This window comes from Streptomyces sp. MGP-BFMKR1 (genome assembly GCF_057766585.1).
In genome coordinates this window covers 7405461-7430534 of sequence record NZ_CM173408.1, presented here as the reverse complement: position 1 = coordinate 7430534, position 25074 = coordinate 7405461, and the positions used below count along the sequence as shown (strand labels likewise).

The window sequence follows — 25074 nt, the reverse complement described above, 5'->3', positions numbered from 1 at the left end:
CGCGGGGGCCAGCCGGCCGGCGCGCGGACCGCAGGCCGCAGCGGCCTGCCTGGGGGGAGGGACGGGTCATGAGGATCAGCGTTTTCGGGCTCGGTTACGTGGGCTGCGTGTCGGCGGCGTGCCTGGCCAGCATGGGGCACGAGGTCGTCGGGGTGGACGTCAACCCGGTCAAGGTCGACCTGGTCAACGACGGCCGGGCGCCGGTGGTCGAGGAACGGATCGGCGAACTCGTCGCCGAGGTCGTACGTACCGGGGCGCTGCGCGCCACCGGCGACGTGCGCGAGGCGATCAGGGACAGCGAGGTGTCGCTGGTCTGCGTGGGCACGCCGTCGGCGCCCAACGGCAGCCTGTCCACCAGCTACCTGGAGCGGGTCACCGAGGAGATCGGCGCGGCGCTGGCCGAGCGCGGCGGCCGGCACACCGTCGTCTACCGCAGCACGATGCTCCCGGGCACCTGCCTGAACCTGCTGGTGCCGATCCTGGAGAAGCACGTCGGCGGCACCGCCGGGGTGGACTTCGGGGTGGCGGTCAACCCGGAGTTCCTGCGCGAGGGCACGAGCGTGCGCGACTTCTTCGACCCACCCAAGACCGTCATCGGCGAACTCGACCCGGCGAGCGGCGACCCGCTGCTGACGCTGTACGAGGGGTTACCCGGCGAGGTGTTCCGGGTGCCGATCCCGACGGCCGAGGCCATCAAGTACGCGGACAACGCGTTCCACGGCCTCAAGGTCGGCTTCGCGAACGAACTGGGCGCGGTGTGCCAGGCGCTCGGCGTGGACTCGCACCAGGTGATGGACGTGTTCCTGGCCGACCGCAAGCTGAACATCAGCCCCGCCTACCTGCGCCCCGGCTTCGCCTTCGGCGGCTCCTGCCTGCCCAAGGACCTGCGCAGCCTGGTCCACGCGGCGCAGCGGGCCGACGTCTCGGTGCCCATCCTGGCCCACGTGCTGCCGTCCAACTCCGCGCACCTGCAACGCGCGGTGGAGCTGGTGGAGCGCACCGGCAGGCGCCGGGTGGGCCTGTTCGGGCTGTCCTTCAAGCCCGGCACCGACGACCTGCGCGAGAGCCCGCTCGTCGAACTGGCGGAGCGACTCTTCGGCAAGGGGTACGACCTGCGGATCTACGACGCCAACGTGAGCCTGTCGCGGCTCCTCGGCGCGAACCGCGAGTACATCGAGACCCGACTGCCGCACCTGGCGCAGTTGCTCGCGGACTCCGTGGACGAGGTCCTCGAGCACGCCGAGGTGTGCCTGGTGGGGACCAGGGACCCGGCCGTCCTCGCGCGGCTGCCGCACGGCAGCGGCCCGTTGATCGATCTCATCCGCCTTCCCGACGCCGACGCGCGCCGGACCGAACCGGGGTACGTGGGCCTTGCCTGGTGACAGAACGTTGAACGACGAGACCAACGAGACCAACGAGGCCAACGAGGCCGGCGGCGTCGGCGACATGGGGCCGGGGCGGCGCGCGCTGATCCTGGTGGAGAACCTGTCGGTGCCCTTCGACCGACGGGTGTGGCAGGAGTGCACGACGCTGCGCGACGCGGGCTGGGAGGTGCACGTCATCTGCCCCCGGGGCGACAAGCGGGACACGGAGCCCGAGGCGGAGATCGACGGGGTGCGCGTCCACCGCTACCCGCTGCGCGCGGCCACCGGCGGGCCGGCCGGCTACCTCCGGGAGTACGGATCGGCGCTGTGGCACACCGCCCGGTTGGCCCGCCGGGTCGGCCCGGTCGACGTGGTGCACGCCTGCAACCCGCCCGACCTGCTGTTCCTGCCGGCCCTGTGGCTGAAGCGGCGCGGCGCGCGGTTCGTCTTCGACCAGCACGACCTGGTGCCCGAGCTGTACCTGTCCCGCTTCGGCCGCGGCGAGGACCTGCTCTACCGCGCCGTGTGCGCCCTGGAGCGGCTGACCTACCGGGCCGCTGACGTGGTGATCGCCACGAACGAGAGCTACCGGGACGTCGCGGTTCGCCGGGGCGGTCGCCGGCCGGCGGACGTCTTCGTGGTGCGCAGCGCGCCCGCCATCGAACGGTTCCAACAGGTGGCTCCCGAAGCGGAGTTGAAGCGCAGCAAGCCTTATCTGCTGTGCTACCTGGGTGTCATGGGCCCGCAGGACGGCGTGGACTACGCCCTGCGGGCGCTGGCGAAGCTGCGCGACGAGTTGGGCCGCGAGGACTGGCACGCGGTGTTCGTCGGCTCCGGCGACTCCTTCGACGCGATGGTGGAGCTGTCCCGGCGGCTCGGGCTCTCCGAGCAGGTGCGGTTCACCGGGCGGGTGCCGGACGCGGACCTGGTGCGCTACCTGTCCACCGCGGACGTGTGCCTCTCCCCCGACCCGCACAACCCGCTCAACGACGTGTCGACCATGAACAAGGTCCTGGAATACATGGCGATGGGCCGGCCCATCGTCTCGTTCGACCTGAAGGAGGCGCGGGTCTCCGCCGGGGAGGCCGCCGTCTACGCGCCCGCCAACGACGAGGCCGCGTTCGCCGGCCTCATCGCGCGGCTGCTCGACGATCCGGGTCAGCGGGAGCGGATGGGCGCGATCGGTCGGGAGCGGATCAGCGGGCGGCTCTCCTGGCGGAACTCGCAGGCGTCGCTGCTCGCCGCCTACGCCGCCGCCTGCCGTGGCCACACCCCGGTGGCGGCGGGCACGTCGGCCCGGGCGGGGAAGAGGCCGCACCGTTGAGCGAGGACACGATACGCCTGGTCACGATCGGGCGGATGCTCCAACGGCGCTGGCGCCTGCTCGCCGTCCTCACGGCGGTGGGCGCGCTCGTCGGCTACGGCGTCTCGGCGCTGTTCCCCCCGCGGTACACGGCCTCGGCATCGGTACTGCTGCCGGGGCAGTGGGAGGAGCGCGAGTTGTTGACCCAGGCGTACATCGCGACCAGTTCGACGGTGGTGGACCGCACGGCCGCCACGCTGCGCTGGGCGGGCGACGGCGGCGAGGTGCGGGACCGGGTGAGCGCCAAGGTCGCCGACGGGAACGTCATCAGGATCTCGGGCACGGCCGAGTCGCCGGAGCGCGCGCGGCAGCTCACCGACCGGCTGGCCCAGCAGTTCGTCACCTTCGCCGCGCGGGTCACCGGCGACGGCACCGACCCGAAGGCGGCGACCGGGCCCGAGGCGCTGCGGGAGCAGGTGGAGCAGACCAACCGGCGCATCACCGAGCTGTCCCAGGCGGCCGACCCGGGGCGCACCGTGGAGAGCGTGCAGGCCCGCACCTCGCTGGAGAAGCTGCGTACGGCGCTGGAGACGGCGGTGAAGAAGCTGGACGAGGCCGATCCGGCGACGCACAAGGCCGGCATGGTGGTCATGGGGCCGGCGGCCCGGCCGGCGAGCGCGGCGCCGCCCACGACGGGGCACCTCGTCGCGGGCGGGGCGGCGTTGGCCTTCCTGCTCGCGGTCGTGGGCCACCTCACCGCCGCGCGGGCCAACCGGCGGCTGCGTACCGGGGCCGACATCGCCGCGGCGCTCGGCTCGCCGCTGCTCGGCACCGTCGACGTGCCGGCCGAGCGGCCCGCGGCGGGCCGGGGCCCGGCGGGCTGGCTGCGCCGCTTCCTCGGCCTCGACACCCGGTGGGACGTGCCGACCCCGTTGGCCTCCGGGGACGAGACCAGCCGGCGGGTCCGCTACCGGCGGGTGTGCGCTCGCCTGCGATCCCAACACCCCTCGGCACGACGCCTCTTGGCCGTCGTACCGGCCGGCGACGAGGTCGCCCGGCGGGCCGCCGAGCGGCTGGCCGCCGAGACCAGGGGCGACGCCGCCACCCCGGCGGTCCGGGGGCACCCGGTGCTGCGGGTGGTGGACGTGGCGATGGCCCAGCCGATGGTGCCGGACCGCGACGCCGAGTCCGGCGCCCTGGTCGTCATCAGCGCGGGAAGTTGGACCGCGGGCGAACTCGCCGGCGTCGCCGGGGCGTGCGCGGACGGCAGGCACGAGATCGTCGGCGTCGTCGTCGCGGGCGCGGTCCGCCCCCACCCGACGCCGACGCCCGAGCGGCCGGCGGAGAACGCCACGTTGGCGCTCGCGGTGCCCGGCCAGGCGGGGGGCGCCGAGTGACCACGAGCCAGGCTGCCGAGTCGTCGGCCGCCGCACCCCTCCTTGACCTGCAAGCACTGCTGGCGGCGGTGCGCAGGCGGCGCCGCCTGTGGTGCGCCCTGGCGCTGCTGGGAATGCTGGCCGGCGCGGCCGTGGCGGTGTTGCTGCCGCCGGCGCCGGCCGCGGTGACCAAGGTGCTGGTCGCGCACCGAGAGGACCAGCCGAACGACACCGGCACGCTGATCCGTACCGACGTCGCGCTGCTCCAGACCACCCAGATCGCCGGCAGGGCCCTGCGGGCCCTCGACTCCACGGAGCGCCCCGAGGACTTCATGCGGGACTACCGGGGCACCGGCCTGACCAACAACCTGCTCCAGATCGACGTGACCGGCGACAGCGACACCCAGGCGCTGGCCCGGGCCAAGGCGCTGGCCGACGCGTTCGTCGCGGACCACGTACGGCGCGTCCAGGAGGCCGCCAAGGCCGAGGCCGCGTCCCTGCTCGCACAGCGCGACCGGATGCGGGGCGAGCTGGCCGAGGTCAACAAGGCCATCGGCAGCCGATCACCGGAGAGCGACCCCGAGGCGTCGGCCAGCGTCGAGTCGCTCTTCGCCCGCCGGTCCGAACTCAACTCGCGCATCGCCGACTTCGACCAGCGCGCCGCCGAGGCCCGTGCCGGCACGCCCCGGCTCATCTCCGGTACGCAGATCGTGGACGCCCCGCGCGTGGTGCGGCACTCCCAGCCCAGGGCCGTGCTCACCAACGCCGCGATCGGGCTCGTCCTCGGGCTCGTCCTGGGCATCGCGGTGGCCACGGTCGGCACGGTGGTGGCGGACCGCCCCGTGTTGCGCCGGGAGATCGCGGCGAACCTGGGCGCCTCGGTCATCGCGGAGGCACGCCCGGCGCCCCGCTGGCCGGCCGCCCCCTGGCGGCGCAGCCGGACCCGGGCCGCCCGGGCCCGGCTCACCGCGACCCTGGCCCGCACCGTGCGCGGCGCGGCGGAGCCGGTCTCGCTCCTGGAGCTGGGCTGCGCGCGCGACGTACGGGTGCTCGCACTGGACCTGGCCCAGGCGCTGGCGGCGGACGGGCCGCTGGTCATCGTGGACGGGCTGCCGGGCGCGGACCTCGCCACCAGCCCGGCGCTGCCGGCGGGTTCGACCGTGCTCAGCGGCGCGCGGGCCGAGGACGCGCCCGAGGCGACGCGCCGGCTCGGCGTCGGCTCGGTCTCCCCCGGCACGGCGTGGACCGACCTCCGGTACCTCGGCGGTCAGACCGTGCTCGTCGTACGGGCCGGGCACGGCAGCGCCGCGTGGCTGCACACCGTCGCGCGGCAACTCGCGGACCAGCGGGTTCCGGTGCTCGGCGTGGTGTTGATCGACCCCGACCCACGCGACCGGACCGACGGCACGCTCTGGGACGGGACGCCGACCGCGCCGCGCGGCGACGGCGAGCGACCGAGCCGGGAGAACGGCGCGGACCGGTTACGGGCGAGACGGCTGGCCCGCCAGAGCGGTGCGGGTACCGCCCACGCCGTTCAGGCGGTGGGGGAAGGCCAGCCGCAGCCGGAGTGGCCGGCGTCACCGGCCGCACGGGTCCCGGACAGCGATCAGGAGGCGCGGTAGCACATGTGTGGAATCGCAGGCACGTACCGGTGGCCGGACGGGAAGGCCGTGACCGATCGGCTCACCGACGTCCTCGCCCACCGCGGCCCGGACGGGGCCGGCCGCTACAGCCACCCCGCCGGGGACGGCGAAGTGCAGCTCGGGCACCGCCGGTTGGCCGTCATCGACCTGACCGAGACCGGTGCCCAGCCGATGGTCTCGGACGGCCTCGCCCTGACGTACAACGGCGAGCTGTACAACGCGCCCGAACTGCGGGCCGAGTTGACGGCGGCGGGGGCGCGCTTTCGCGGCACCTCCGACACCGAGGTGCTGCTCGCCGCCTGGCGGCGCTGGGGCACGGGGTGTCTGCCACGGCTGCGCGGCATGTTCGCCTTCGCGATCTTCGACGAGCGCACCGGTGACCTGGTGCTCGTCCGCGACCAGCTCGGCGTCAAGCCGCTGTTCCTGCTCCGGCGCGGCGGGGGTCTGATGTTCGCCTCCGAGCTGAAGGCGCTCAGCGCCGGGGCCGGCGGGACGCTTGAGGTGGACCACGCGGCGCTGGTGGCCTCGCTCCTCTACTACTGGGTGCCGGACTCGCGCTGCGCGTTCCGCGAGGCGGAGAAGCTGCCCCCGGGGAGCTGGCTGCGGTGCCGGGCGGACGGCCGGGTGGAGCGCGGCCGGTTCTGGGACCTGCGGGAGGTGGCCAGCGAGGGCCAGGAGCGAGCCCGTGGTGGTGAACAGCCGGACCTGGCCGCCGTCATCGAGGACTCGAACCGACGGCACCTGCTCTCCGACGTGCCGGTGGCCACGTTCCTCTCCGGCGGTCTCGACTCCAGCTACCTGACCGCGCTGGCGGCCCGCCAGCAGCCCGGGATCTCCGCCTACACCATCGGGTTCCGCGCCGCGGACGCCAGGTTCGAGGCGATGCCGGACGACCTGCGCTACGCCCGACAGGTGGCCGAGCGGTACGGCGTCGACCTGCACGAGATCGAGATCGCGCCGAACGTGCTCGACCTGCTGCCGCGCATGACGTACCACCTGGACGAGCCGATCGGCGACCCCGCCGCCATCAACACGTACCTGATCTGCTCGGCCGCCCGGGAGGCCGGGGTCAAGGTGATGCTCTCGGGGATGGGCGCCGACGAGTTGTTCGCCGGCTACCGCAAGCACCTGGCCAACGTGCTCGCGCTGCGCTACCAACGCGTCCCACGGCCCCTGCGGCGCGGGGTGTCGGCGGTCGTGGACCGGCTGCCGGTGGCCACCTCCCGCCGGGGTTTTCGGTCGGTGCGGTTCGCGAAGCGGTTCCTGTCCTTCGCGGAGCTGCCGGAGGAGACCGCGTTCCGGCGCAGCTACACCATGTACGACCAGGACGAGCTGCTGGCCCTGGTCAGCCCGGACCTGGCCGGGACGGTCGACGACGTGCTGGGCGAGCACGCGGAGGTCTACCGGGACAACGACCTGGACGACTTCGTCAACCGGATGTGCCTGGGCGACGCGCGGATGTTCCTGCCGGGCCTGAACCTCGCGTACACGGACCGTTCCAGCATGGCCGCGTCCACGGAGGTGCGGGTGCCGTACGTGGACGTCGAGGTGGTCAGGGCGGCGTTCGCGGTGCCCGGCGACCGCAAGATCGTCGGACGGCAGGGCAAGGCGGCCCTGAAGCAGGCGGCCAGCGCGACGCTGCCCCGGGAGATCGTCTACCGGCCCAAGGGCCTGTTCAGCGCCCCGCTGCGGGCGTGGATGAGCCGGGACCTGGCGCCGCTGGTGCGCGAGGTGGTGCACGACGGCCTGCTCGTGAACTCCGGTTTCCTGCGCCGTGACGCGCTGGCCCGGATGGTCGCCGATGACGCCGCCGGGCGGCGGGACTACTCCAAGCATCTGTGGCACGTGCTCTCCCTTGAGCACTGGTACCGCGCCGCGACCTCCGGCCGGAACCACGCGGCCTGACGGCGTTGACATCACGAGGAGCTCGGGTGAAACAGGTTGTGCAGAACTACAAGAGCGGCGAGTTGGCGCTGCTCGACGTGCCGGTGCCGGGGTGCAAGCCCGGCGGCGTGCTGGTGCGCAGCGCCTACTCGCTGATCTCCACCGGAACCGAGCTGATGAAGGTCTCCGAGGCCGGCATGTCGATGCTGGGCAAGGCCCGCTCCCGGCCGGACCAGGTGGCCAAGGTCGTGCAGAGCGTGGCCACCAACGGGCTGCCCGCCACCTACCGCAAGGTGATGGGCAAGCTGGACTCGTACACGCCGCTCGGCTACTCGCTGTGCGGGGTGGTCGAGCAGGTCGGCGCCGGGATCGAGGACGTCGCGGTCGGCGACCTGGTGGCCTGCGCCGGCAACGAGCACGCCCTGCACGCCGAGCTGAACTGGGTGCCGAGGAACCTCTACGCCCGGGTGCCGGACGGCCTCGCGCCACGGCACGCGGCCTTCGGCACGGTCGGGTCGATCGCGCTCCAGGGCGTGCGCCGGGGCGAACCTCAACTCGGCGACGTGGCGCTGGTCATCGGCCTCGGGCTGATCGGGCAACTGGTGGTGCAACTCCTCGCCGCCTCGGGGGTGAGCGTCGTCGGGGTCGACCCCGACCCGGTGCGCTGCGAACTCGCCACCCGGTTGGGCGCCATGACCTGCGGCGATCCGACGTCGGCGGCCGTGGCCAGCTCCGTCGCCGAGCTGACCGGCGGGCACGGCGTGGATCAGGTCTACCTGGCCGCCGGCGGCGCCAGCAACCAACCCGTGGAGCTGGCCGCCCGGTTGAGCCGGGACCGGGGCCGGGTCGTGGACATCGGCAAGTGCAGCCTGGACCTGCCGTGGAACGCGTACTACGAGAAGGAGCTGGACGTCCGGTTCTCGCGCAGCTACGGCCCCGGGCGCTACGACCCTGAGTACGAGCTGGAGGGGCGGGACTACCCGATCGGCTACGTGCGCTGGACCGAGCGGCGCAACCTGGCGTGCGTCCTGGACCTGCTGGCCCGGGGCCGGATCGACGTGGAGCCGCTGGTCTCGCACGTCGCCGACTTCGCCGACGCCGTCGAGACCTACCGACGCCTCGGGGACGGCGACCTGAAGGCCGTGGCCGTGCTGTTCCGGTACCCCGACACCCCTGACCACCCCGGCCACCCTGACCACGCCGACCACGCTGACCACCCGGACCCCGACAGCCAGGGAGCCGAGGCGGCGGTCCCGACCCTGACCGTGCCCGCCGTGCGCCGAGGCGCCGGGCCCACCAGGGCGCCGGCCCGGCCCGGCCACGCGCCGGTGCGGCTGGCGTTCGCCGGCGCGGGCAACTACGCGTCCTCGATGCTGCTGCCGCACCTGGCCCAGCGCGAGGGCGTCGAGCTGGCCCGGGTCGTCACCACGACGGCGCTGTCCGCGGCCAACGCCCAGCGCACGTTCGGCTTCGCCGAGGCCACCACCGACCTGGACGCCGTGCTCGACGACCCGACGATCGACGCGGTGTTCGTGGTCACCCGGCACAGCTCGCACGCCGAACTGACCCGCAGGGCGCTGCTCGCCGGCAAGGCCGTGTTCGTGGAGAAGCCGCTGGCGCTCACCGAGGACGAGTTGGCCGGCGTGCTCGCGGCGGTCGAGGAGTCCGGCAACGACCGGCTCCAGGTGGGCTTCAACCGCCGGTTCGCCCCGTTGCTGCGTCAGGCGCGGCAGCGCTTCGGCGCCCGGACCGGGCCGGGCAACCTGCGCTACCTGGTCAACGCGGGCCGCCTGGAACACGGCAGTTGGTACCTCCAACAGAACACCCAGGGCTCCCGGTTCGCCGGCGAGGGCGGTCACTTCATCGACACGGCGAGCTGGCTGCTCGGGGCCGACCCGCTCTCGGTGTACGCGCTCGCCGCGCCCGGCCACGAGGACGGCGGCGACCTCCAGGTCGTGCTGCGCTACCCGGGCGGGTCCACCGCCACCATCAGCTACGTCACCACCGGCCCGGCCGGCTTCCCCAAGGAGACGCTGGACGTGGTCGCGGGCGGTCGCGCGCTGCGGCTCGACGACTTCGTACGGGCCTCCGTGTACGACGGCCGTGGCAGGCGGTGGGTCAGCTCGCGGCTGCCCAAGGCCCGGGACAAGGGCCAGCGCGCCGAACTGGACGCCTTCCTCACGGCGGTGCGCACCGGCGGGCCGATGCCGGTGTCGCTTGAGTCGCTGGCCGCCACCACGGCGGCCACCCTCGCGGTGCGGACCAGCCTGGTCGGCGGCGCGCCGGTGACGCTGGCGAGGGCCCGATGACGGCGAGCCCGGGGTGGTACCTGCGGCGGCTGTCCCGGATGGGGCCGCGGGAGGTCGGCGGCCGGGTGGTCGACACGGCGCGCCGGCGGCGCTGGCGCTCGGCGCCACCCGTCGCGCCGGAGGTGTCCGGCGCCCGCTTCACCGCGACGCTGCCCGCCGGGGCGCTCGACGCGGTGCCGCCGGACGCCGCGAAGCGGCTGCTCGCCGAGGCGGACCGGCTGCTGGCCGGGCACGCCGAGTTCTTCGGGGTGCCCCGCGACGACCTCGCGGACCCCGACTGGTGGTACGACCCGAAGACCGGGCGCCGCGCCCCGTCGTGTCACGCCTTCGACGTGCCGTACCGGAGCGAGGACGCGGTCGGGGACATCAAGCAGATCTGGGAGCCGTCCCGGCACCAGTACCTGACCGTGCTCGCCGCCGCGTACGCGATCAGCGGGGACGAGCGGTACGCCGAGCGCGTCGCCGCCCACCTGCGGTCGTGGTGGGCGGCCAACCCGCCGCTGCGCGGGGCGCACTGGATCAGCGGCATCGAGCTGGGGATTCGGCTGCTCTCCTGGGTGTGGGTCCGCCGGCTGCTCGACGGCTGGTCGGGTGTGGCCGCCCTGTTCGAGGACAACCCGGTGGCGCGCCGCCAGGTCTGGCACCACCAGCGCTGGCTGGCCGCCTTTCCCAGCCGGGGGTCGTCGGCCAACAACCACGTCATCGCCGAGGCCGCCGGGCAGTCGGCGGCGGCCTGCGCGTTCGACTGGTTCCCCGACTCGGCGCGCTGGCGCGCCGACGCGCTGCGCTGTCTGGAGCGGCACCTGCGGAGCAACACCTTCGGCTCCGGCCTCAACCGCGAGTTGGCCACCGAGTACCACGGGCTCGTGCTGGAGCTGGGCCTGGCGGCGGTGGCCGAGGCGGACGCCGCCGGTGTGCCGGTCCCGCCGGCGATCCACCTGGTGCTGCTGCGGATGACCGACGCGCTCGCGGCCGTCGTGGACGACCGGCTCCGCCCGCCGCGCCAGGGGGACGCGGACGACGGGCACGGCCTGGTCGTGGACGGCGCCGGCACCGACCGCTGGGGTTCGCTGCTGGCCACCGGGGACGCCGTGTTCGGTCGGCTCGCCTGGTGGCCGACGGTGCCCGGCACGGACGTCCGCACCCCGCTGCTGGCCGCGCTGATCCGGCCGTACGCGCAGCGGGAGGCCGCGCCGGCCGCGCCCCGCCCGGCCAGCCGGCCGGCCCACTTCGCCGACGCGGGGCTGACGATCCTGCGCGGCCCGGCGGGGATCTGGTGCCGTTGTGACGGTGGTCCGCACGGCTTCCTGGCCATCGCCGCGCACGCGCACGCGGACGCGTTGGCCGTGGAGGTCCGGCAGGACGGGGTCGACGTGCTGGCCGACCCGGGCACGTACTGCTACCACGGCCAGCCCGCGTGGCGGCGGTACTTCCGGTCCACCCTCGGGCACAACACCCTGGAGCTGGGCGGCGCCGACCAGTCCGTCTCCGGGGGCCCGTTCCTGTGGACCCGGCAGGCCCGCAGCCGGGTGCTGGTCGCGGAGGCGGCCGGCGCCGCCGGGGACGGGGTGGCCCGCTGGTGCGCCGAGCACGACGGCTACCGGCCGGCGGTGCACCGCCGCCGGGTGGAACTGACCGCCGCGACGCGGGAGTTGCGGATCGTGGACGAGGTGCGCGGGCCGCGCCGGGCCGCGCGGCTGGCGTTCCACCTCGGACCGGCGATCGTCGCGGACCTGGTGGGCGACCGGGCCGAGCTGACCTGGACCCGGGACGGCGAGCACCGCTCCGCCGTCCTCGAACTGCCCGGGCACCTGCGCTGGTCGGCCCAGCGCGGCGCGGTCGAGCCGCCGTTGGGCTGGTACTCCCCCGGCTTCGGGCGCAAGGAACCCGCCACCACGCTGGTCGGCACCGGCTTCGCCGGTGGCGCCGCGCGGTCGAGCGGGTTCACCACCGTACTCAGGTTCCACGGCTGAGGGGGGCGGGTGGGGATCGCGAGGCGGCATCGGGCGTGGTCGGCGGCGCCACTGGCGTTGGCCCTGCTGGCGGCCGGCTGTGAGAGCGCGTCGGACGGCCCGGCCCGGCCGAGCGGCGCGCCGGCGCCGGCACCCTCCGTGGGCGCTGCCGGGGCCGTGGCCCGGGTGTGCGCCGAGCCGGTGGCCGGTCCGGCCGAGGCGCCGGCCGGCGCGGTGCCGGTGGACCCGGCGGTCGTCGACGACCTGGCGGCCAAGACCCGCGGCAGCCCGCCGCACACCACGTTCTGGCTGCGCCCCGGCAGGCACCGGCTCGCACCGCACCGCTACGCCCAGGTCGTCCCCAAGCGGGGGAACCGCTACCTCGGCGCGCCGGGCGCGGTGCTCGACGGGCGCGGGACCAACCAGTACGCGTTCGGCGGCGGCGCCCCCGACGTCGCCATCCGCCACCTGACCGTGCAGGGCTTCGTCGCGCCGCACAACGAGGGCGTGGTCAACCACGACTCGGCCGACGGGTGGGTGATCGAGCACGCCACCATCCAGCACAACTCCGGCGCCGGGCTGATGGCCGGCGCCCGCCAGCGGGTGCGGGCCAACTGCCTGCGGGGCAACGGGCAGTACGGCCTGAACGCGTACAAGTCCGGCGACACCATCCGCGGCCTGCTGGTCGAGGGCAACGAGATCGTGGCCAACAACACCGACGACTGGGAGCGGCGGCGGCCGGGCTGCGGCTGCACCGGGGGCGCCAAGTTCTGGGCCGTGGGCGGCGCGGACGTGCGCGGCAACTGGGTGCACGACAACCGTGGCACCGGACTGTGGGCCGACACCAACAACAACGACTTCCGCATCGAGAACAACGTGATCGAGGCCAACGACGGCGCCGCGCTGATCTACGAGACCAGCTACAACGCGGTCATCCGCGCCAACACGTTCCGGCGCAACAACTGGGTCGAGGGCCGTCGGGAGGCCGAGCGCGGCGACGACTTCCCGTACGCGACGCTGTACGTGTCCGAGTCCGGCGGCGAGCCACGGGTGCGGGCCCGCACGGACAGGATCGAGATCCACCGGAACGTGCTGGAGAACAACTGGTCCGGGATCACCCTGTGGGAGAACGCCGACCGGTTCTGCAACAGCCCGGCCAACACCTCCACCGGTGACTGCACGCTGCTGGTGCCGCGCCCGGAGCGCTGCGCGCGGCCAGCGATCGCCACCGCTCCGCTGTACGCCGACTGCCGGTGGAAGACCCAGCGGGTGGACGTCCACCACAACCGCTTCGTCGCGGACGCCTCCGTCGCCGGCTGCGCGGACGCGTGCCAGCGGATGGCGGTGCTGGCCAACTACGGCAGCTACCCGGACTGGTCGCCGTACCGGGGCACCCGGGTGGCCACGGCCGTCACCCACCGGCAGCGCAACCGCTGGCACGACAACGTCTACCTGGGCCCCTGGAAGTTCACGGCCCACGACCCGAGCCGGGTGCTCGACTTCGGGCAGTGGCGGGGCGCGCCGTACCGGCAGGACGCGGGCAGCACCCTGGACCACGAGGGCGGTGACCGCGATGGACGGTGACCCGCGACGCGGCGGCCCGCCGGGCCAGGCGCAGGCAAGGAGCCAGGCGCAGGCGGTGGGCCAGCCGGAGGCGGCCGGCGCGCGGAGCGACGGCTTGGTGGGCCCGGCGGGCGCGCCGAGGATCGTCGGCGTCGTGTGGGGGCTGCTGGTCCTCAACACGCTCGGCTCCGCCGGGGCGAAGACCATCGTCCCGCTGCCCCGTTCCCTCATCCAGATGGTCACCATGGGCGCGTTGGTCACCGCGTTCGCGCTGGCGCTCGCGCTCAACCCGCGGCTGCGCATCCGGCCCAGCGCCTTCCTGCTGCTGCTCACCCTGCTGCTGGTGCCGAGCGTGATCTCCAGCCTGCAGTTGGAGTCCGGGTTCGGCGCGCTGTTCCGGTGCACCAGGCTGGCCCTGTTCCTCGGCACGCTGTGGCTGCTCAGCCGCTGGTGGAACGGGAGCCTGACGTTCGTACGCGGCCACATCCGGCTGTACTTCGCGGTGCTCGGCTCCGCCGCCGCCGGCCTGCTCATCTCGCCGGGCGCGGCCATGCCCGAGCTGTACGGCGGGCGGCTGGTCGGCGCGCTGTGGCCGCTGACCCCGCCGCAGATCGGCCAGTACGCGGCGGTGGTCGTCGGGCTCACCGTGCTGCTGGTCATCGGCCGGCAGGCCGACCGGCTCAGCGCGGCGGTGATCATCGTGCCGTCGCTGGTCCTGCTCGCGCTGACGCACACCCGCACGGCCACCCTCGGCCTGCTCATCGGGTTGCTGCTGGCGATCGGCTCGCTCGTGCTGACCAGCGCCGCCGCCCGCCGGTTCTTCGTCTGGGCGGTGCTGTGCGCCGTGGTCGCCGCGGTGGGGTTCGCCTCCGCGCTACGGGCGTGGTTCCTGCGCGGGCAGAGCCAGGAGAACTTCTCCAACCTCACCGGTCGGGCCAAGGTCTGGGACGCGTTGCTCGCGGCGCCCCGCTCGACCGCGGAGAAGCTGTTCGGCACGGGCCTGAGCGACAAGTCCTTCGGCGGGCTGCCGATCGACAACAGTTGGCTGGCCGTCTACCACGAACAGGGCCTGACGGGCATCGCGCTGGTGGCGGCGCTCCTCCTGGTGCTCGGCGGCGTCGCGCTGCTGCGGCCACCGTCGCTGCCGAGGGCCTGCGCGATCTTCCTGATCAGCTACTGCGCGATCTCCTCGTACACCGAGGCCGGCCTCGGCGACGCCTCGCCGTACCTGCTGCACCTGGCCGTGGCCGCCTCGCTGCTGGCGGCCCCCGGCACCGACACCGCCCCGCCCCGCCGGGCGCCGGCGATCCCCCGACGGCGCGTCCCGCGCTGGGCCCAGGAACGAAGGTGAGGTGACCATGCGCGTCCTCGTGGTGCACAACCGCTACGCGTCGGCGCAGCCGAGCGGCGAGAACAGGGTCGTCGACCAGGAGGTGGGGCTGCTGCGCGCGGCCGGCCACCGGGTCGAGCTGTTCGAGCGGCGCAGCGACGACATCGCCGCCCGCTCGCTGCTCGGCAAGGCCACCATCCCGCTCCTGGTGCCGTGGAACCCGGCGGTGCGCACCGAGTTGGCCGCCCGCCTGCGCGCCACCCGCCCCGACGTGGTGCACGTGCACAACGTCTTCCCGCTGCTGTCCCCCGCGGTCCTCGCCGCCTGCGCGGACGCGGGCGTGCCCACTGTCGCGACGCTGCACAACTACACCCAGGTCTGCCCGCCCGGCACGCTGCGGCGGGACGGCCGGCTGTGCGCCGACTGCGTCGGCACCACGGCGGCGCTGCCCGCCGTCCGGCACGGCTGCTACCGGAACTCGCGGCTGGCGACGGTGCCGCTCGCGGTGAGCCTGGCGGTCAACCGGCGCCGCTGGTGGTCGGGCGTGCGGCGGTTCCTGTGCATCTCGGCGGCGCAACGCGAGGTCCTGGTGCGGTCCAGCATGCCGGCCGAGCGGCTGGTGGTCAAGCACAACTTCGTGCCCGACCCCGGCGCCCGCCGCGTGGGCGCCGGCGAGCACGTGCTCTTCCTGGGCCGGCTCGCGGAGGCCAAGGGGGTGCGGCTGCTCATGGCCGCGTGGGACGAGATCGCGGCGAGCGGCGGGGTCGGCGTGCCGCTGGTGCTCGCCGGCACCGGACCGCTGGAGGCGGAGGTGAGCGCGTGGGCCGAGGGCCGGGACGACGTGCGGTACGTGGGCCTGTACGACCAGGACCAGTGCCAGCGGGCCATCGCCCGGTCGGTCGCCGTGCTGGCCCCCTCGATGTCCCTGGAGACGTTCGGCCTGGTGGTGGTGGAGGCGATGGCGGCCGGCGTGCCGCCGATCGCCGCCGGCCACGGCGCCTTCGTCGAACTCGTCGAGGACGGGGTGACCGGGCTGCTGCACGAGCCCGGCGACGCCGCCTCGCTCGCGGACCGGGTGCGCCGGATCGCGGCCGATCCGGCCCGCAACCAGGAGCTGGGCCGGGCGGCCCGGCTCCGCTACGAACAGGGCTTCAGCCCGATCGTCGGGCTGCGGCGGCTTGAGGAGGAGTACCGCTCCGCGATCGCGGAGTGGCCCGGCGGCGGGGTGGGCCCGCCGCCGGTGGCGAACGACAGCACTGGCTCGCGGCGGGAGCGCCCGCGCGAGCAGGGATGGGGGCAGTAGATGACACGATGCCGACTCTGCGGCTCGGCGGCGCTGGCCAGCGTCGTCGACCTGGGGGCGACCCCGCCGTGCGAGAGCTTTCTCGCCGCGGACCAACTGGACCGGATGGAGCCGGCCTACCCGCTGCACCTGCGGGTGTGCACCGACTGCTGGCTGGCGCAGCTCCCGCCGCTGATCACGCCGGAGGAGACGTTCAGCGAGTACGCGTACTTCTCCTCGTACTCGACCTCCTGGGTGGAGCACGCGCGCGCCTTCGTCGCCGACGCCACCGGGCGCCTTGGGCTCGGGCCCGGGTCCTTCGTGGTGGAGGTCGCGAGCAACGACGGGTACCTGCTGCGGCACGTGGTGGAGCGGGGTATCCGCTGCCTGGGCGTCGAGCCGTCGGTGAACGTGGGGGCCGCGGCGCGGGAGGCGGGCGTGCCCACCCTCACCGCGTTCCTGGACCCGGCCACCGGCGCCGACGTGCGCGCCGAGCACGGCCCGGCCGACCTGGTGGTGGCCAACAACGTGTACGCGCACATCCCCGACGTGGTCGGCTTCACCCAGGGGCTGCGCGCCCTGGTCGCCGACGACGGCTGGGTCTGTGTCGAGGTGCAGCACCTGCTGACGCTGATCGAGGAGAACCAGTACGACACGATCTACCACGAGCACTTCCAGTACTACACGGTCGCCTCCGCGGCCCGCGCCCTGGCCAGTGGCGGACTCGCGCTCGTGGACGTCGAGACGCTGCCCACGCACGGCGGCTCCGTCCGGCTGTGGGCCCGACCGACCGAGGTGGCCGGCGAGCCCTCGCGGCGGGTGGTGGACGTGCTGGCCCGGGAGAAGGCCGCCGGGTTGCGGGAGCTGTCCGGGTACGCCGAGTTCTCCGCCCGCGTCGCCAAGGTCCGTCGGGACCTGCTGCGGTTCCTGATCGAGGCGGCCGAGCGCGGCCAGACGGTGGTCGGCTACGGCGCCCCCGGCAAGGGCAACACCCTGCTCAACCACTGCGGCATCCGGCCCGACCTGCTCGCGTACACGGTGGACCGCAACCCGTACAAGCACGGCAGGTTCACCCCGGGCACCCGCGTCCCGATCCTGCCGCCCGAGCAACTGGCCGTCGACCGGCCCGACTTCGTGCTCGTCCTGCCGTGGAACCTGCGGGACGAGCTGGTCGAGCAACTGTCCTTCGTACACGCCTGGGGCGGCCGGCTGGTCTTCCCCATTCCGGAACTGAGCATTGTCGAGGTGGGGCCGTGAAGGTCGTCCTGTTCTGCGGTGGCTACGGGCTGCGGATGCGCAGCGGTGCCGCTGACGACGTGCCCAAGCCGATGGCGATGGTCGGCCCCCGGCCGCTGATCTGGCACGTCATGCGCTACTACGCGTACTACGGGCACACCGAGTTCGTCCTGTGCCTCGGGTACGGGGCCCACCACATCAAGGACTTCTTCCTCCACTACGAGGAGACCACGTCCAACGACTTCGTCCTGCGCGACGGGCGGACCGAGCTGCTGTCCACCGACATCGCCGACTGGACGATCACCTTCGTCCAGACCGGCATCGAGTCGCCGATCGGCGAGCGGCTGCGCCGGGTGCGGCACCACCTGGACGGCGACGAGATGTTCCTCGCCAACTACGCCGACGTGCTCACCGACGCCTCGCTGCCCGAGATGATCGACGCGTTCGCGCGGCGGGACGCCGGGGCCTCGATGATGGTGGTGCCGCCGCAGTCCTCGTTCCACTGCGTGGACCTGGGCGAGGACGGCCTGGTCGGGGGCATCACCGCGGTCAGTGACATGCCGCTGTGGGAGAACGGCGGCTACTTCGTGCTCCGCCAGGAGGTCTTCGACCACCTCCCCGAGGGCGGCGACCTGGTCGCCGACGGCTGCGCCCAACTGGCCAAGCGCGGCCGGCTGGTGGCCTACCAGCACCGGGGCTTCTGGAAGCCGACCGACACGGTCAAGGAGCGGGCCGCGCTGGACGCCGCCTACGCGCAGGGCGACCGCCCGTGGGCCGTGTGGGAGCGGGGCGCCGCGCCGGCGAACTCGGGAGCGCGCGCGTGATCCGGCTCGGCGGCGGGCCGCTGGACCGGGTCGTCGCGGTGGGCGCGCACTGCGACGACATCGCCATCGGCGCCGGCGGCACCCTGTTGACGCTGTGCCGGGCGCGGCCCGGCCTGCGGGTCGACGCGCTGGTGCTCTCCGGCGGCGGCAGCGAGCGCGAGCGGGAGGAGCGGGCCGCGCTCGCCGCCTGCTGCCCCGGCGCCGACCTGCGGCTGACCGTGGACAAGCTGCCGGACGGCCGCCTCCCGGCCCACTGGGAGCAGGCCAAGGCCGCGGTCGAGGAGCTGCGCGAGCGCACCGAGCCCGACCTGGTCCTCGCGCCGCGCACCGCCGACGCCCACCAGGACCACCGCGGCCTGGCGAAGCTGATGACCACCGCCTTCCGCGACCACCTGGTGCTCGGCTACGAGATCGTCAAGTGGGACGGCGACCTCGGCAGCATGACGGCCTACCAGCCGCTGACGCCGGAGGTCGCCGAGGACAAGGCGCGGCTGCTCCAGGAGCACTACCCCTCGCAGCGGCACCGGCCCTGGTACGACCGGGAGGCGTTCCTGGGCCTGGCCCGCATCCGGGGCATCGAATGCCACGCGCGCTACGCCGAGGCGTTCGCCGTCACCAAACTCACTCTCGACCTGGGGGAACGAACGTGCGCGTACTGCTGACCGGACACCAGGGCTACCTGGGCACCGTCATGGCCCCGGTGCTCACCGGCGCCGGACACGACGTCGTCGGCCTCGACGCCGGCCTGTTCGCCGACTGTGTGCTCGGCCCGGCCCCCGCGGACCCGCCGGGGTACCGCGTCGACCTGCGGGACGTCACGGCTGACCACCTGGTCGGCGTGGACGCCGTGATCCACCTGGCCGCGCTCTCCAACGACCCGCTGGGTGCCCTCGCCCCCGACCTCACCTACGACATCAACCACCACGCGTCCGTGCGCCTGGCCAGGCTGGCCCGCGACGCCGGGGTGCGGCGCTTCCTGTACGCCTCCACCTGCTCGGTCTACGGCGCCGCCGGCGGCGGGGACCTGGTGACCGAGGACGCCCCGCTGCGCCCGGTGACGCCGTACGCCGAGTCCAAGGTGCGGGTGGAGGACGACCTGCACGCGCTGGCCGACGACGACTTCAGCCCCGTCTTCCTGCGCAACGCCACCGCCTTCGGCTACTCCCCCCGGCTGCGCGCCGACATCGTGCTGAACAACCTGGTGGGCCACGCGCTGCTGTCCGGCGAGGTGTTGGTGCTCTCCGACGGCACCCCCTGGCGCCCGCTGGTGCACGCCGCCGACATCGCCCGGGCCTTCGCGGCGGCGCTGACCGCGCCGCGCGACGCGGTGCACGACCGGGCGTTCAACATCGGCAGCGAGCCGAACAACGTCACGGTCGCCGAGATCGCGGAGCAGGTCGCCGAGGCGGTGGCCGGCTCACGCGTGGTGATCACCGGCGAGACGGGCGCCGACCCGCGCTCCTACCGGGTGGACTTCTCCCGGTTCCGCGCCGCGATACCCGGCTTCGACTGCGAGTGGCCGGTCAAGCGCGGCGCGCTCGAACTCGCCGACGCCTACCGGGCCCACGGGCTGACCCGGGACTCCTTCGAGCGGCGCTTCACCCGGCTCGCCGTGCTGCGCGCGGCGTCCGAGGCCGGTGCCGTGGACGAGACCCTGCGGTGGCGGTCGTGAACGAGCCGGGCAAGGAGATGTACGCGCTGGTGGAGCGGTTGTACCCGCTGTGCCGGAGCATCACGGGGGACGGCGTGCGCGCCACCCTGGACATCGTCGGCGAGTACCTGCCGCTCCAGGTGCACGAGGTGCCGACCGGGACGCCGGTGCTCGACTGGACGGTGCCACGGGAGTGGAACATCCGGGACGCCTACGTCGCCGACGCCGCCGGCGACCGGGTCATCGACTTCGCCGCCTCCAACCTGCACGTGCTCGGCTACAGCGTCCCGGTCGCCAGGACCATGCCGCTGGCCGAGCTCCGCGCCCACCTGCACACCCTGCCCGACCAGCCGGCCCTGGTCCCGTACCGCACCAGCTACTACGCGCCGACGTGGGGGTTCTGCCTGGCCCAGGAGGTCCTGGACGCGCTGCCGGAGGGCGACTACGAGGTGCGCGTCGACTCCACGCTCGCCGACGGCCACCTCACCTACGCCGAGCACGTGGTGCCCGGGCAGGTGCCCGACGAGGTGATCGTCTCCTGCCACGTCTGCCACCCGTCGCTGGCCAACGACAACCTGGCCGGCATCGCGGTGGCGACGTTCCTGGCCCGGGCGCTCGCGGAGCGAAGCCCGTACTACACCTACCGGTTCATCTACGCGCCCGGCACCATCGGGGCGATCACCTGGCTGGCCCGCAACGCGGAGCGGATCGACCGGGTCAGGCACGGGCTCGTGCTGGCCTGCGCGGGCGACTCCGGCTCGCTGACGTACAAGCGGAGCAGGCGCGGCGACGCGGAGATCGACCGGGTGCTGGAGCACGTGCTGACCACCTCCCAACGCCCGCACGGGATCCGGGAGTTCACCCCGTACGGCTACGACGAGCGGCAGTACTGCTCCCCCGGGTTCGACCTGGGCGTGGGCTCGCTCACCCGGACCCCGTACGCGGGCTACCCCGAGTACCACACCTCGGCGGACAACCTCGACCTCGTCTCCCCGGACGCGATGGCGGACACGCTCGCCGTCTGCCGCGAGGCGTTCGCCGTGCTCGACCGCAACCGGCGCTACCGCAACCTCAGCCCCTACGGCGAGCCGCAGTTGGGCCGGCGCGGGCTGTACGACGCGCTCGGTGGCAGAAGCGACACCAAGCAGGCGCAGATGGCCATGCTCTGGGTGCTCAGCCTCTCCGACGGCGAGCACGGCCTGCTGGACGTCGCCGAGCGGGCGGGGCTGCCGTTCGACACCGTCGCCGCCGCGGCCGACGCCCTGCGGGACGCCGGGCTGATCACGACGTGACACCGATGACGACCGAGGGCGAGGGCACCACGCCACCGAAGGCCCCGCCGGGCGAGGCCGGGCGGAGCGCCAAACGGGCCATGGTCGGCCGGCTGTCCTGGGGCCTGGCCGACCAGGCGGCCTCCAGCGTGTCCAACTTCGCGGTGGGCGTCTACGTGGCCCGCTCGCTCGGGCTGACCGCCTTCGGCGTGTTCAGCCTGGCCTGGGTGACCTACGGCGTGGTGCTCAGCGTCTCCCGCGGCCTGGCCACCGACCCCCTCGTGGTGCGCTTCAGCGGTGTGCCGGTGGCGTCCTGGCGCGTCGCGGTGGCCCGTTCGTCGGGTACCGCGCTCGGCGTCGGCGCGGCCGTCGGCGCGGTGTGCGTGGTCCTCGGGCTCGCCCTGGGTGGCCGGGTGGGGTTCGCCTTCGCCGGTCTGGGCGTCGTGCTGCCGGGGCTGTTGTTGCAGGACGCCTGGCGGTTCTCGTTCTTCGCCGCGGGCGACGGCCGCAAGGCGTTCGTGAACGACGTCGTGTGGGGCGTCGCCCTCGTGCCGGCCATGGTGGTCGCGGCCCGCGTGGGCAGCGTGACCGCCTACGTGCTCGCCTGGGGCGCCTCCGCCACGGTGGCCGCGGCGTACGGCTGCTACCAGTCCGGCATCCGGCCCCGGATGACCGGGGCCCGCGAGTGGCTGCGCGACCACCGCGACCTCGGCTACCGGTACCTGGCCGAGAACGTCGGCGTCAGCGGCGCGAGCCAACTGCGGGCGTACGGGCTCGGCGCGATCGTCGGCGTCGGCGCGGTGGGGGTCATCCGGGGCGCCGAGCTGCTGCTCGGCCCGTTCCTCGCCGTGCTGATGGGGCTCTCGCTGGTCACCGTCGCGGAGGCGGCACGAGTGCTGCGGCGGGCCCCGGAGCGCCTGGGCAGGTTCTGCCTCGCGCTGGGCGGCGGGCAGGCCGTCGCCGCGCTGCTGTGGGGCGCGGCGCTGCTCCTCGTACCCGACCGGCCCGGCGAGCTGGTGCTCGGCGACGTCTGGGACTCCGCGTCGGCGATCATCTGGCCGGTCACCCTCGGCGTCGCGGGCGCCGGTCTCGGCACCGGCGCGGCGGCCGGACTGCGCGCGCTCGCCGCGGCCCGGCGCAGCCTGCGCTGCCAACTGTTCGCCTCCGCCTGCTACGTCACCGGCGGGCTCGGCGGCGCGGTCGTGGCCGGCACGGCCGGCTCGGCCTGGGGCGTCGCCGCAGCCGCCGCGTGCGGCTCCGCCGCGTGGTGGCTGCAGTTGCGCTCCGCCCTGCGCGAGCGCCACCAGAACACCCTTCGTGAAGTGAGGACGTCATGACTGTCTCTGGCCGCACTCCCCGGCTGAGCATCGGCCTGCCCGTGTACAACGGCGAGGAGTACCTCGCGGAGTCGCTGGACGCCCTGCTCGGCCAGACCTACGAGGACTTCGAACTGGTCATCACCGACAACGCCTCGACCGACGGAACGCGCGACATCTGCCGCGCGTACGCCGCGCGGGACTCGCGCGTCCGCTACCTCCGGCTGCCCCGCAACATCGGCGCCGCGCCGAACCACAACCACGTGTTCACCCAGTGCCGCGGCGAGCTGTTCAAGTGGGCCTCGCACGACGACCTGTACGCCCGTGACCTGCTGCGGCGCTGTGTGGAGGCGCTGGACGAGCGGCCGGAGGTGATCCTCGCCCACGCCGACCAGGCGGTCATCGACGGCGACGGCAAGGTGAAGGTCCCGTACGCGTACACGCTCGACACCGCCTCGCCGCGCGCGCCCGAGCGCTTCCGCAGCATGCTCTTCGAGCCCGGCGGCGACGACTTCTACGGGGTGATCCGGGCCGACGTGCTGCGCCGGGTGAAGCCGCACGACAGCTACCACCACGCGGACCGCACGTTCGTCGCCGAGATCGGCCTGCACGGGCCGTTCCACCAGGTGCCGGAGCTGCTGTACTTCCGCCGCGACCACCCCACGCGCGCCGAGCGGGCGAACCCCTCCAAGCGCTCCCGGTGCGTCAACCTGGACCCGCGCCGCGCGGGGCCGTTGCACCCGACGCCCCGGCTGCTCGCCGAGTACGTCGGCGGCTTCGTCTCGGCGATCCGGCGGGCGCCGCTGTCCTCGGCCGACCGGCGCGCGTGCTACGGCCACCTGGCCGCGTGGATGGCCAGCCGGGCCCGGCCGGGCGCGGGCGAGCGGGTCGAGGACCGGGCCCCGGTCGACCCGGCCGAGCTCACGGTCTCCGTCGACGCGCTCGTCGCCGGCCGCGACGGGGGCCGGGCATGACGTCCGCGAGGCGGACTCCGGTGCGTGTCGGGCTGTTCGGCCTGCTCGGCTCCGGCAACGTCGGCAACGACGGCTCGCTCGAAGCGGTGCTCGGCTACCTCACCGCCGAGCACCCGGGGGCGGTCGTGGACGCGATGTGCGGCGGAGCCGATGACGTCGCGCTCCGCTACCGGATTCCCGCCACGCGGCTGAACTGGTACCGCGGCGAGTACCGGACCGCGTCCCGCGCGGGCGCCATCGCCGCCAAGGGGGTGGGCAAACTCGTCGACGCCGCCCGCACCGCCGGTTGGGTGCGCCGGCACGACGTGGTCATCGTGCCGGGCACGGGCGTCCTGGAGACCACGCTGCCGCTGCGGCCGTGGGGCTTCCCGTACTCGCTGTTCCTGCTCTGCGCGGCCGGCCGGCTGCTCGGCACCCGGGTCGCGCTGGTCAGCGTCGGCGCCGGCCGGATCGGCAACCGGCCGACCCGGGCCCTGGTGCGCTGGTCGGCGCGGCTCGCCGGCTACCGGTCGTACCGGGACGCCATGTCCCGCGACGCGATGCGGGCGACGGGCGTGGACACCGCGCGCGACGGCGTCTACGAGGACCTCGTGTTCGCCCTCCCGACGCCGGCGGCGGGCCTCGCGTCGGGGCCGTCGGGGCCGTCGGGGCCGCCCGGCACCGTGTGCGTCGGCGTCATGGCGTTCCACGGCGGCAACGACGACCGCGCCAGGGCCGAGGAGATCCACCGCCGCTACCTCGACGGGACGACCGCGTTCGTGCGCGCCCTGGTCGCGGACGGCAGGCCGGTCCGGCTGCTCACCGGCGACGAGGTCGACCGGCCGGTGGTCGCCGCGATCCTCGACGCGGTGGACTCACCCCTGGTCACCGCGGCCGAGACGGCCTCGCTCGCCGACCTGATGAAGGAGATGGCGGTCGCCGACGCCGTGGTGGCGACCCGCTACCACAACCTGATCTGCGCGCTGAAGGTCGGCACACCGACGCTCGCGCTCAGCTACTCGGGCAAGAGCGACGCGCTCATGGCCCGGATGGGTCTCGGCACCTACTGCCACCCCGCCCGCGACGTTGACGCCGGCCGGCTGCTCGCACAGTTCCGGGCGCTTGAGCGGCGGTCGGCCGAGCTACGGCGGACCCTCGCCGAACGGAACGTGGCCGCCGCCCGGCGCGTCGAGCGCCAGTTCGCCGCCCTGACCGAGTCCCTGTTCCCGGCGACCGACCACGCCCCTGCCACGCGGGAGACCCCATGAAAGCGACCGAGGTCCCGGAGATCACCGGCGCCTACCTCTTCGAACCGACGCCCCACGCCGACGAACGCGGCTTCTTCTGCCGCACCTTCGACGCCGACGTGGTCCGCTCGGTGGGCCTGGACCCGAACGCGTTCGTCCAGGACAGCCTGTCGCGCTCGGTCCGGGGCGTGCTGCGCGGCCTGCACCTGCGCTCGGGCGCCGGCGAGGCGAAGCTGGTGCGCTGCTCGTACGGGAGGATCTTCGACGTCGTCGTGGACCTGCGGCCCGGCTCGCCCACCTACCTGGGCCGGGGCCTGTTCGAGCTGTCCGACGCCACCCAGACCACGCTGTACGTGCCGGCGGGCTGCGCGCACGGCTTCCAGGCGCTGACCGACGTCGCCGACGTCTCGTACCGGATCGACCGCCCGCACGACCCGGCCGAGGACGTGACCATCGCCCACGACGACCCGCGGCTCGCCATCCCCTGGCCGCTGCCGGCCACGTCGATGTCCGCGCGGGACCGGCGGGCGCCGAGCCTGGCCGAGGCCCTGACCCACGAGGAGGGTTGAG

19 protein-coding genes are annotated in these 25074 nt (G+C 74.3%); all 19 read left to right on the top strand.

Going from position 1 to position 25074, the window contains the following annotated elements; all coding sequences use genetic code 11:
• Nucleotides 1–68 precede the first annotated feature (68 nt).
• From AC3CHW_RS29885 to AC3CHW_RS29795, 19 genes are read left to right on the top strand one after another with little or no spacing between them, the layout of a single operon-like run.
• The gene (locus AC3CHW_RS29885; RefSeq protein ID WP_398610517.1) at nucleotides 69–1382 is read left to right on the top strand and encodes a nucleotide sugar dehydrogenase; all 1314 of its coding nucleotides are present in this window, start codon (nucleotides 69–71) and stop codon (nucleotides 1380–1382) included.
• Nucleotides 1372–2688 carry a glycosyltransferase family 4 protein gene (locus AC3CHW_RS29880; protein WP_488468533.1) on the top strand — a complete coding sequence of 439 codons (1317 nt, stop codon included), beginning with the start codon at nucleotides 1372–1374 and terminating at the stop codon, nucleotides 2686–2688. Before AC3CHW_RS29885 ends, AC3CHW_RS29880 begins: the two co-directional genes overlap by 11 nt.
• The gene (locus tag AC3CHW_RS29875) at nucleotides 2685–4064 is read left to right on the top strand and encodes a Wzz/FepE/Etk N-terminal domain-containing protein (RefSeq protein ID WP_488468532.1); all 1380 of its coding nucleotides are present in this window, start codon (nucleotides 2685–2687) and stop codon (nucleotides 4062–4064) included. Before AC3CHW_RS29880 ends, AC3CHW_RS29875 begins: the two co-directional genes overlap by 4 nt.
• Nucleotides 4061–5665: a Wzz/FepE/Etk N-terminal domain-containing protein gene (locus AC3CHW_RS29870; RefSeq protein WP_488468531.1), complete on the top strand. Its 1605-nt coding sequence runs from the start codon at nucleotides 4061–4063 to the stop codon at nucleotides 5663–5665. The genes AC3CHW_RS29875 and AC3CHW_RS29870 overlap by 4 nt, the downstream gene beginning before the upstream one ends.
• A 3-nt stretch (nucleotides 5666–5668) precedes the next feature.
• On the top strand, nucleotides 5669–7591 hold the full coding sequence (gene asnB / locus AC3CHW_RS29865) for an asparagine synthase (glutamine-hydrolyzing) (RefSeq protein WP_488468530.1): 1923 nt from the start codon (nucleotides 5669–5671) through the stop codon (nucleotides 7589–7591).
• 26 nt (nucleotides 7592–7617) lie between these two features.
• Nucleotides 7618–9879 carry a bi-domain-containing oxidoreductase gene (locus tag AC3CHW_RS29860; protein WP_488468529.1) on the top strand — a complete coding sequence of 754 codons (2262 nt, stop codon included), beginning with the start codon at nucleotides 7618–7620 and terminating at the stop codon, nucleotides 9877–9879.
• Entirely contained in the window at nucleotides 9876–11852 is a 1977-nt protein-coding gene (locus AC3CHW_RS29855; protein WP_488468528.1) for an alginate lyase family protein, read from the top strand. The genes AC3CHW_RS29860 and AC3CHW_RS29855 overlap by 4 nt, the downstream gene beginning before the upstream one ends.
• A gap of 9 nt (nucleotides 11853–11861) precedes the next feature.
• Nucleotides 11862–13415, top strand: coding sequence for a right-handed parallel beta-helix repeat-containing protein (locus AC3CHW_RS29850; protein ID WP_488468527.1), 1554 nt, complete (start codon nucleotides 11862–11864; stop codon nucleotides 13413–13415).
• Nucleotides 13405–14745, top strand: a complete 1341-nt coding sequence (locus AC3CHW_RS29845; protein ID WP_488471210.1) for an O-antigen ligase domain-containing protein — start codon at nucleotides 13405–13407, stop codon at nucleotides 14743–14745. The genes AC3CHW_RS29850 and AC3CHW_RS29845 overlap by 11 nt, the downstream gene beginning before the upstream one ends.
• 7 nt (nucleotides 14746–14752) lie before the next feature.
• The gene (locus tag AC3CHW_RS29840; protein ID WP_488468526.1) at nucleotides 14753–16027 is read left to right on the top strand and encodes a glycosyltransferase; all 1275 of its coding nucleotides are present in this window, start codon (nucleotides 14753–14755) and stop codon (nucleotides 16025–16027) included.
• A complete protein-coding gene (locus AC3CHW_RS29835; protein WP_488468525.1) occupies nucleotides 16028–17263 on the top strand; it encodes a class I SAM-dependent methyltransferase in 1236 nt (411 codons plus the stop codon).
• Entirely contained in the window at nucleotides 17260–18066 is an 807-nt protein-coding gene (locus tag AC3CHW_RS29830) for a glycosyltransferase family protein (RefSeq protein ID WP_488468524.1), read from the top strand. Before AC3CHW_RS29835 ends, AC3CHW_RS29830 begins: the two co-directional genes overlap by 4 nt.
• Complete coding sequence (locus AC3CHW_RS29825; protein WP_488468523.1) at nucleotides 18063–18728, top strand: PIG-L deacetylase family protein; 666 nt, start codon at nucleotides 18063–18065, stop codon at nucleotides 18726–18728. The genes AC3CHW_RS29830 and AC3CHW_RS29825 overlap by 4 nt, the downstream gene beginning before the upstream one ends.
• Nucleotides 18713–19738 carry an NAD-dependent epimerase/dehydratase family protein gene (locus AC3CHW_RS29820; protein WP_488468522.1) on the top strand — a complete coding sequence of 342 codons (1026 nt, stop codon included), beginning with the start codon at nucleotides 18713–18715 and terminating at the stop codon, nucleotides 19736–19738. Before AC3CHW_RS29825 ends, AC3CHW_RS29820 begins: the two co-directional genes overlap by 16 nt.
• A 17-nt stretch (nucleotides 19739–19755) precedes the next feature.
• A complete protein-coding gene (locus tag AC3CHW_RS29815; RefSeq protein ID WP_488471209.1) occupies nucleotides 19756–21009 on the top strand; it encodes a DUF4910 domain-containing protein in 1254 nt (417 codons plus the stop codon).
• Nucleotides 21010–21014: 5 nt separating this feature from the next.
• Nucleotides 21015–22325, top strand: coding sequence for a hypothetical protein (locus tag AC3CHW_RS29810; RefSeq protein WP_488468521.1), 1311 nt, complete (start codon nucleotides 21015–21017; stop codon nucleotides 22323–22325).
• Nucleotides 22322–23278, top strand: coding sequence for a glycosyltransferase family 2 protein (locus AC3CHW_RS29805; RefSeq protein WP_488468520.1), 957 nt, complete (start codon nucleotides 22322–22324; stop codon nucleotides 23276–23278). Before AC3CHW_RS29810 ends, AC3CHW_RS29805 begins: the two co-directional genes overlap by 4 nt.
• Nucleotides 23275–24525: a polysaccharide pyruvyl transferase family protein gene (locus tag AC3CHW_RS29800; RefSeq protein ID WP_488468519.1), complete on the top strand. Its 1251-nt coding sequence runs from the start codon at nucleotides 23275–23277 to the stop codon at nucleotides 24523–24525. The genes AC3CHW_RS29805 and AC3CHW_RS29800 overlap by 4 nt, the downstream gene beginning before the upstream one ends.
• A complete protein-coding gene (locus AC3CHW_RS29795; RefSeq protein WP_398610533.1) occupies nucleotides 24522–25073 on the top strand; it encodes a dTDP-4-dehydrorhamnose 3,5-epimerase family protein in 552 nt (183 codons plus the stop codon). The genes AC3CHW_RS29800 and AC3CHW_RS29795 overlap by 4 nt, the downstream gene beginning before the upstream one ends.
• Nucleotide 25074: the final 1 nt, after the last annotated feature.

Coding starts and splice junctions, on each gene's coding strand:
- AC3CHW_RS29810 (WP_488468521.1), top strand. CDS start 21,015: ATGACGACCGAGGGCGAGGGCACCACGCCACCGAAGGCCCCGCCGGGC.
- asnB (WP_488468530.1), top strand. CDS start 5,669: ATGTGTGGAATCGCAGGCACGTACCGGTGGCCGGACGGGAAGGCCGTG.
- AC3CHW_RS29885 (WP_398610517.1), top strand. CDS start 69: ATGAGGATCAGCGTTTTCGGGCTCGGTTACGTGGGCTGCGTGTCGGCG.
- AC3CHW_RS29815 (WP_488471209.1), top strand. CDS start 19,756: ATGTACGCGCTGGTGGAGCGGTTGTACCCGCTGTGCCGGAGCATCACG.
- AC3CHW_RS29845 (WP_488471210.1), top strand. CDS start 13,405: ATGGACGGTGACCCGCGACGCGGCGGCCCGCCGGGCCAGGCGCAGGCA.
- AC3CHW_RS29835 (WP_488468525.1), top strand. CDS start 16,028: ATGACACGATGCCGACTCTGCGGCTCGGCGGCGCTGGCCAGCGTCGTC.
- AC3CHW_RS29800 (WP_488468519.1), top strand. CDS start 23,275: ATGACGTCCGCGAGGCGGACTCCGGTGCGTGTCGGGCTGTTCGGCCTG.
- AC3CHW_RS29855 (WP_488468528.1), top strand. CDS start 9,876: ATGACGGCGAGCCCGGGGTGGTACCTGCGGCGGCTGTCCCGGATGGGG.
- AC3CHW_RS29795 (WP_398610533.1), top strand. CDS start 24,522: ATGAAAGCGACCGAGGTCCCGGAGATCACCGGCGCCTACCTCTTCGAA.
- AC3CHW_RS29805 (WP_488468520.1), top strand. CDS start 22,322: ATGACTGTCTCTGGCCGCACTCCCCGGCTGAGCATCGGCCTGCCCGTG.
- AC3CHW_RS29840 (WP_488468526.1), top strand. CDS start 14,753: ATGCGCGTCCTCGTGGTGCACAACCGCTACGCGTCGGCGCAGCCGAGC.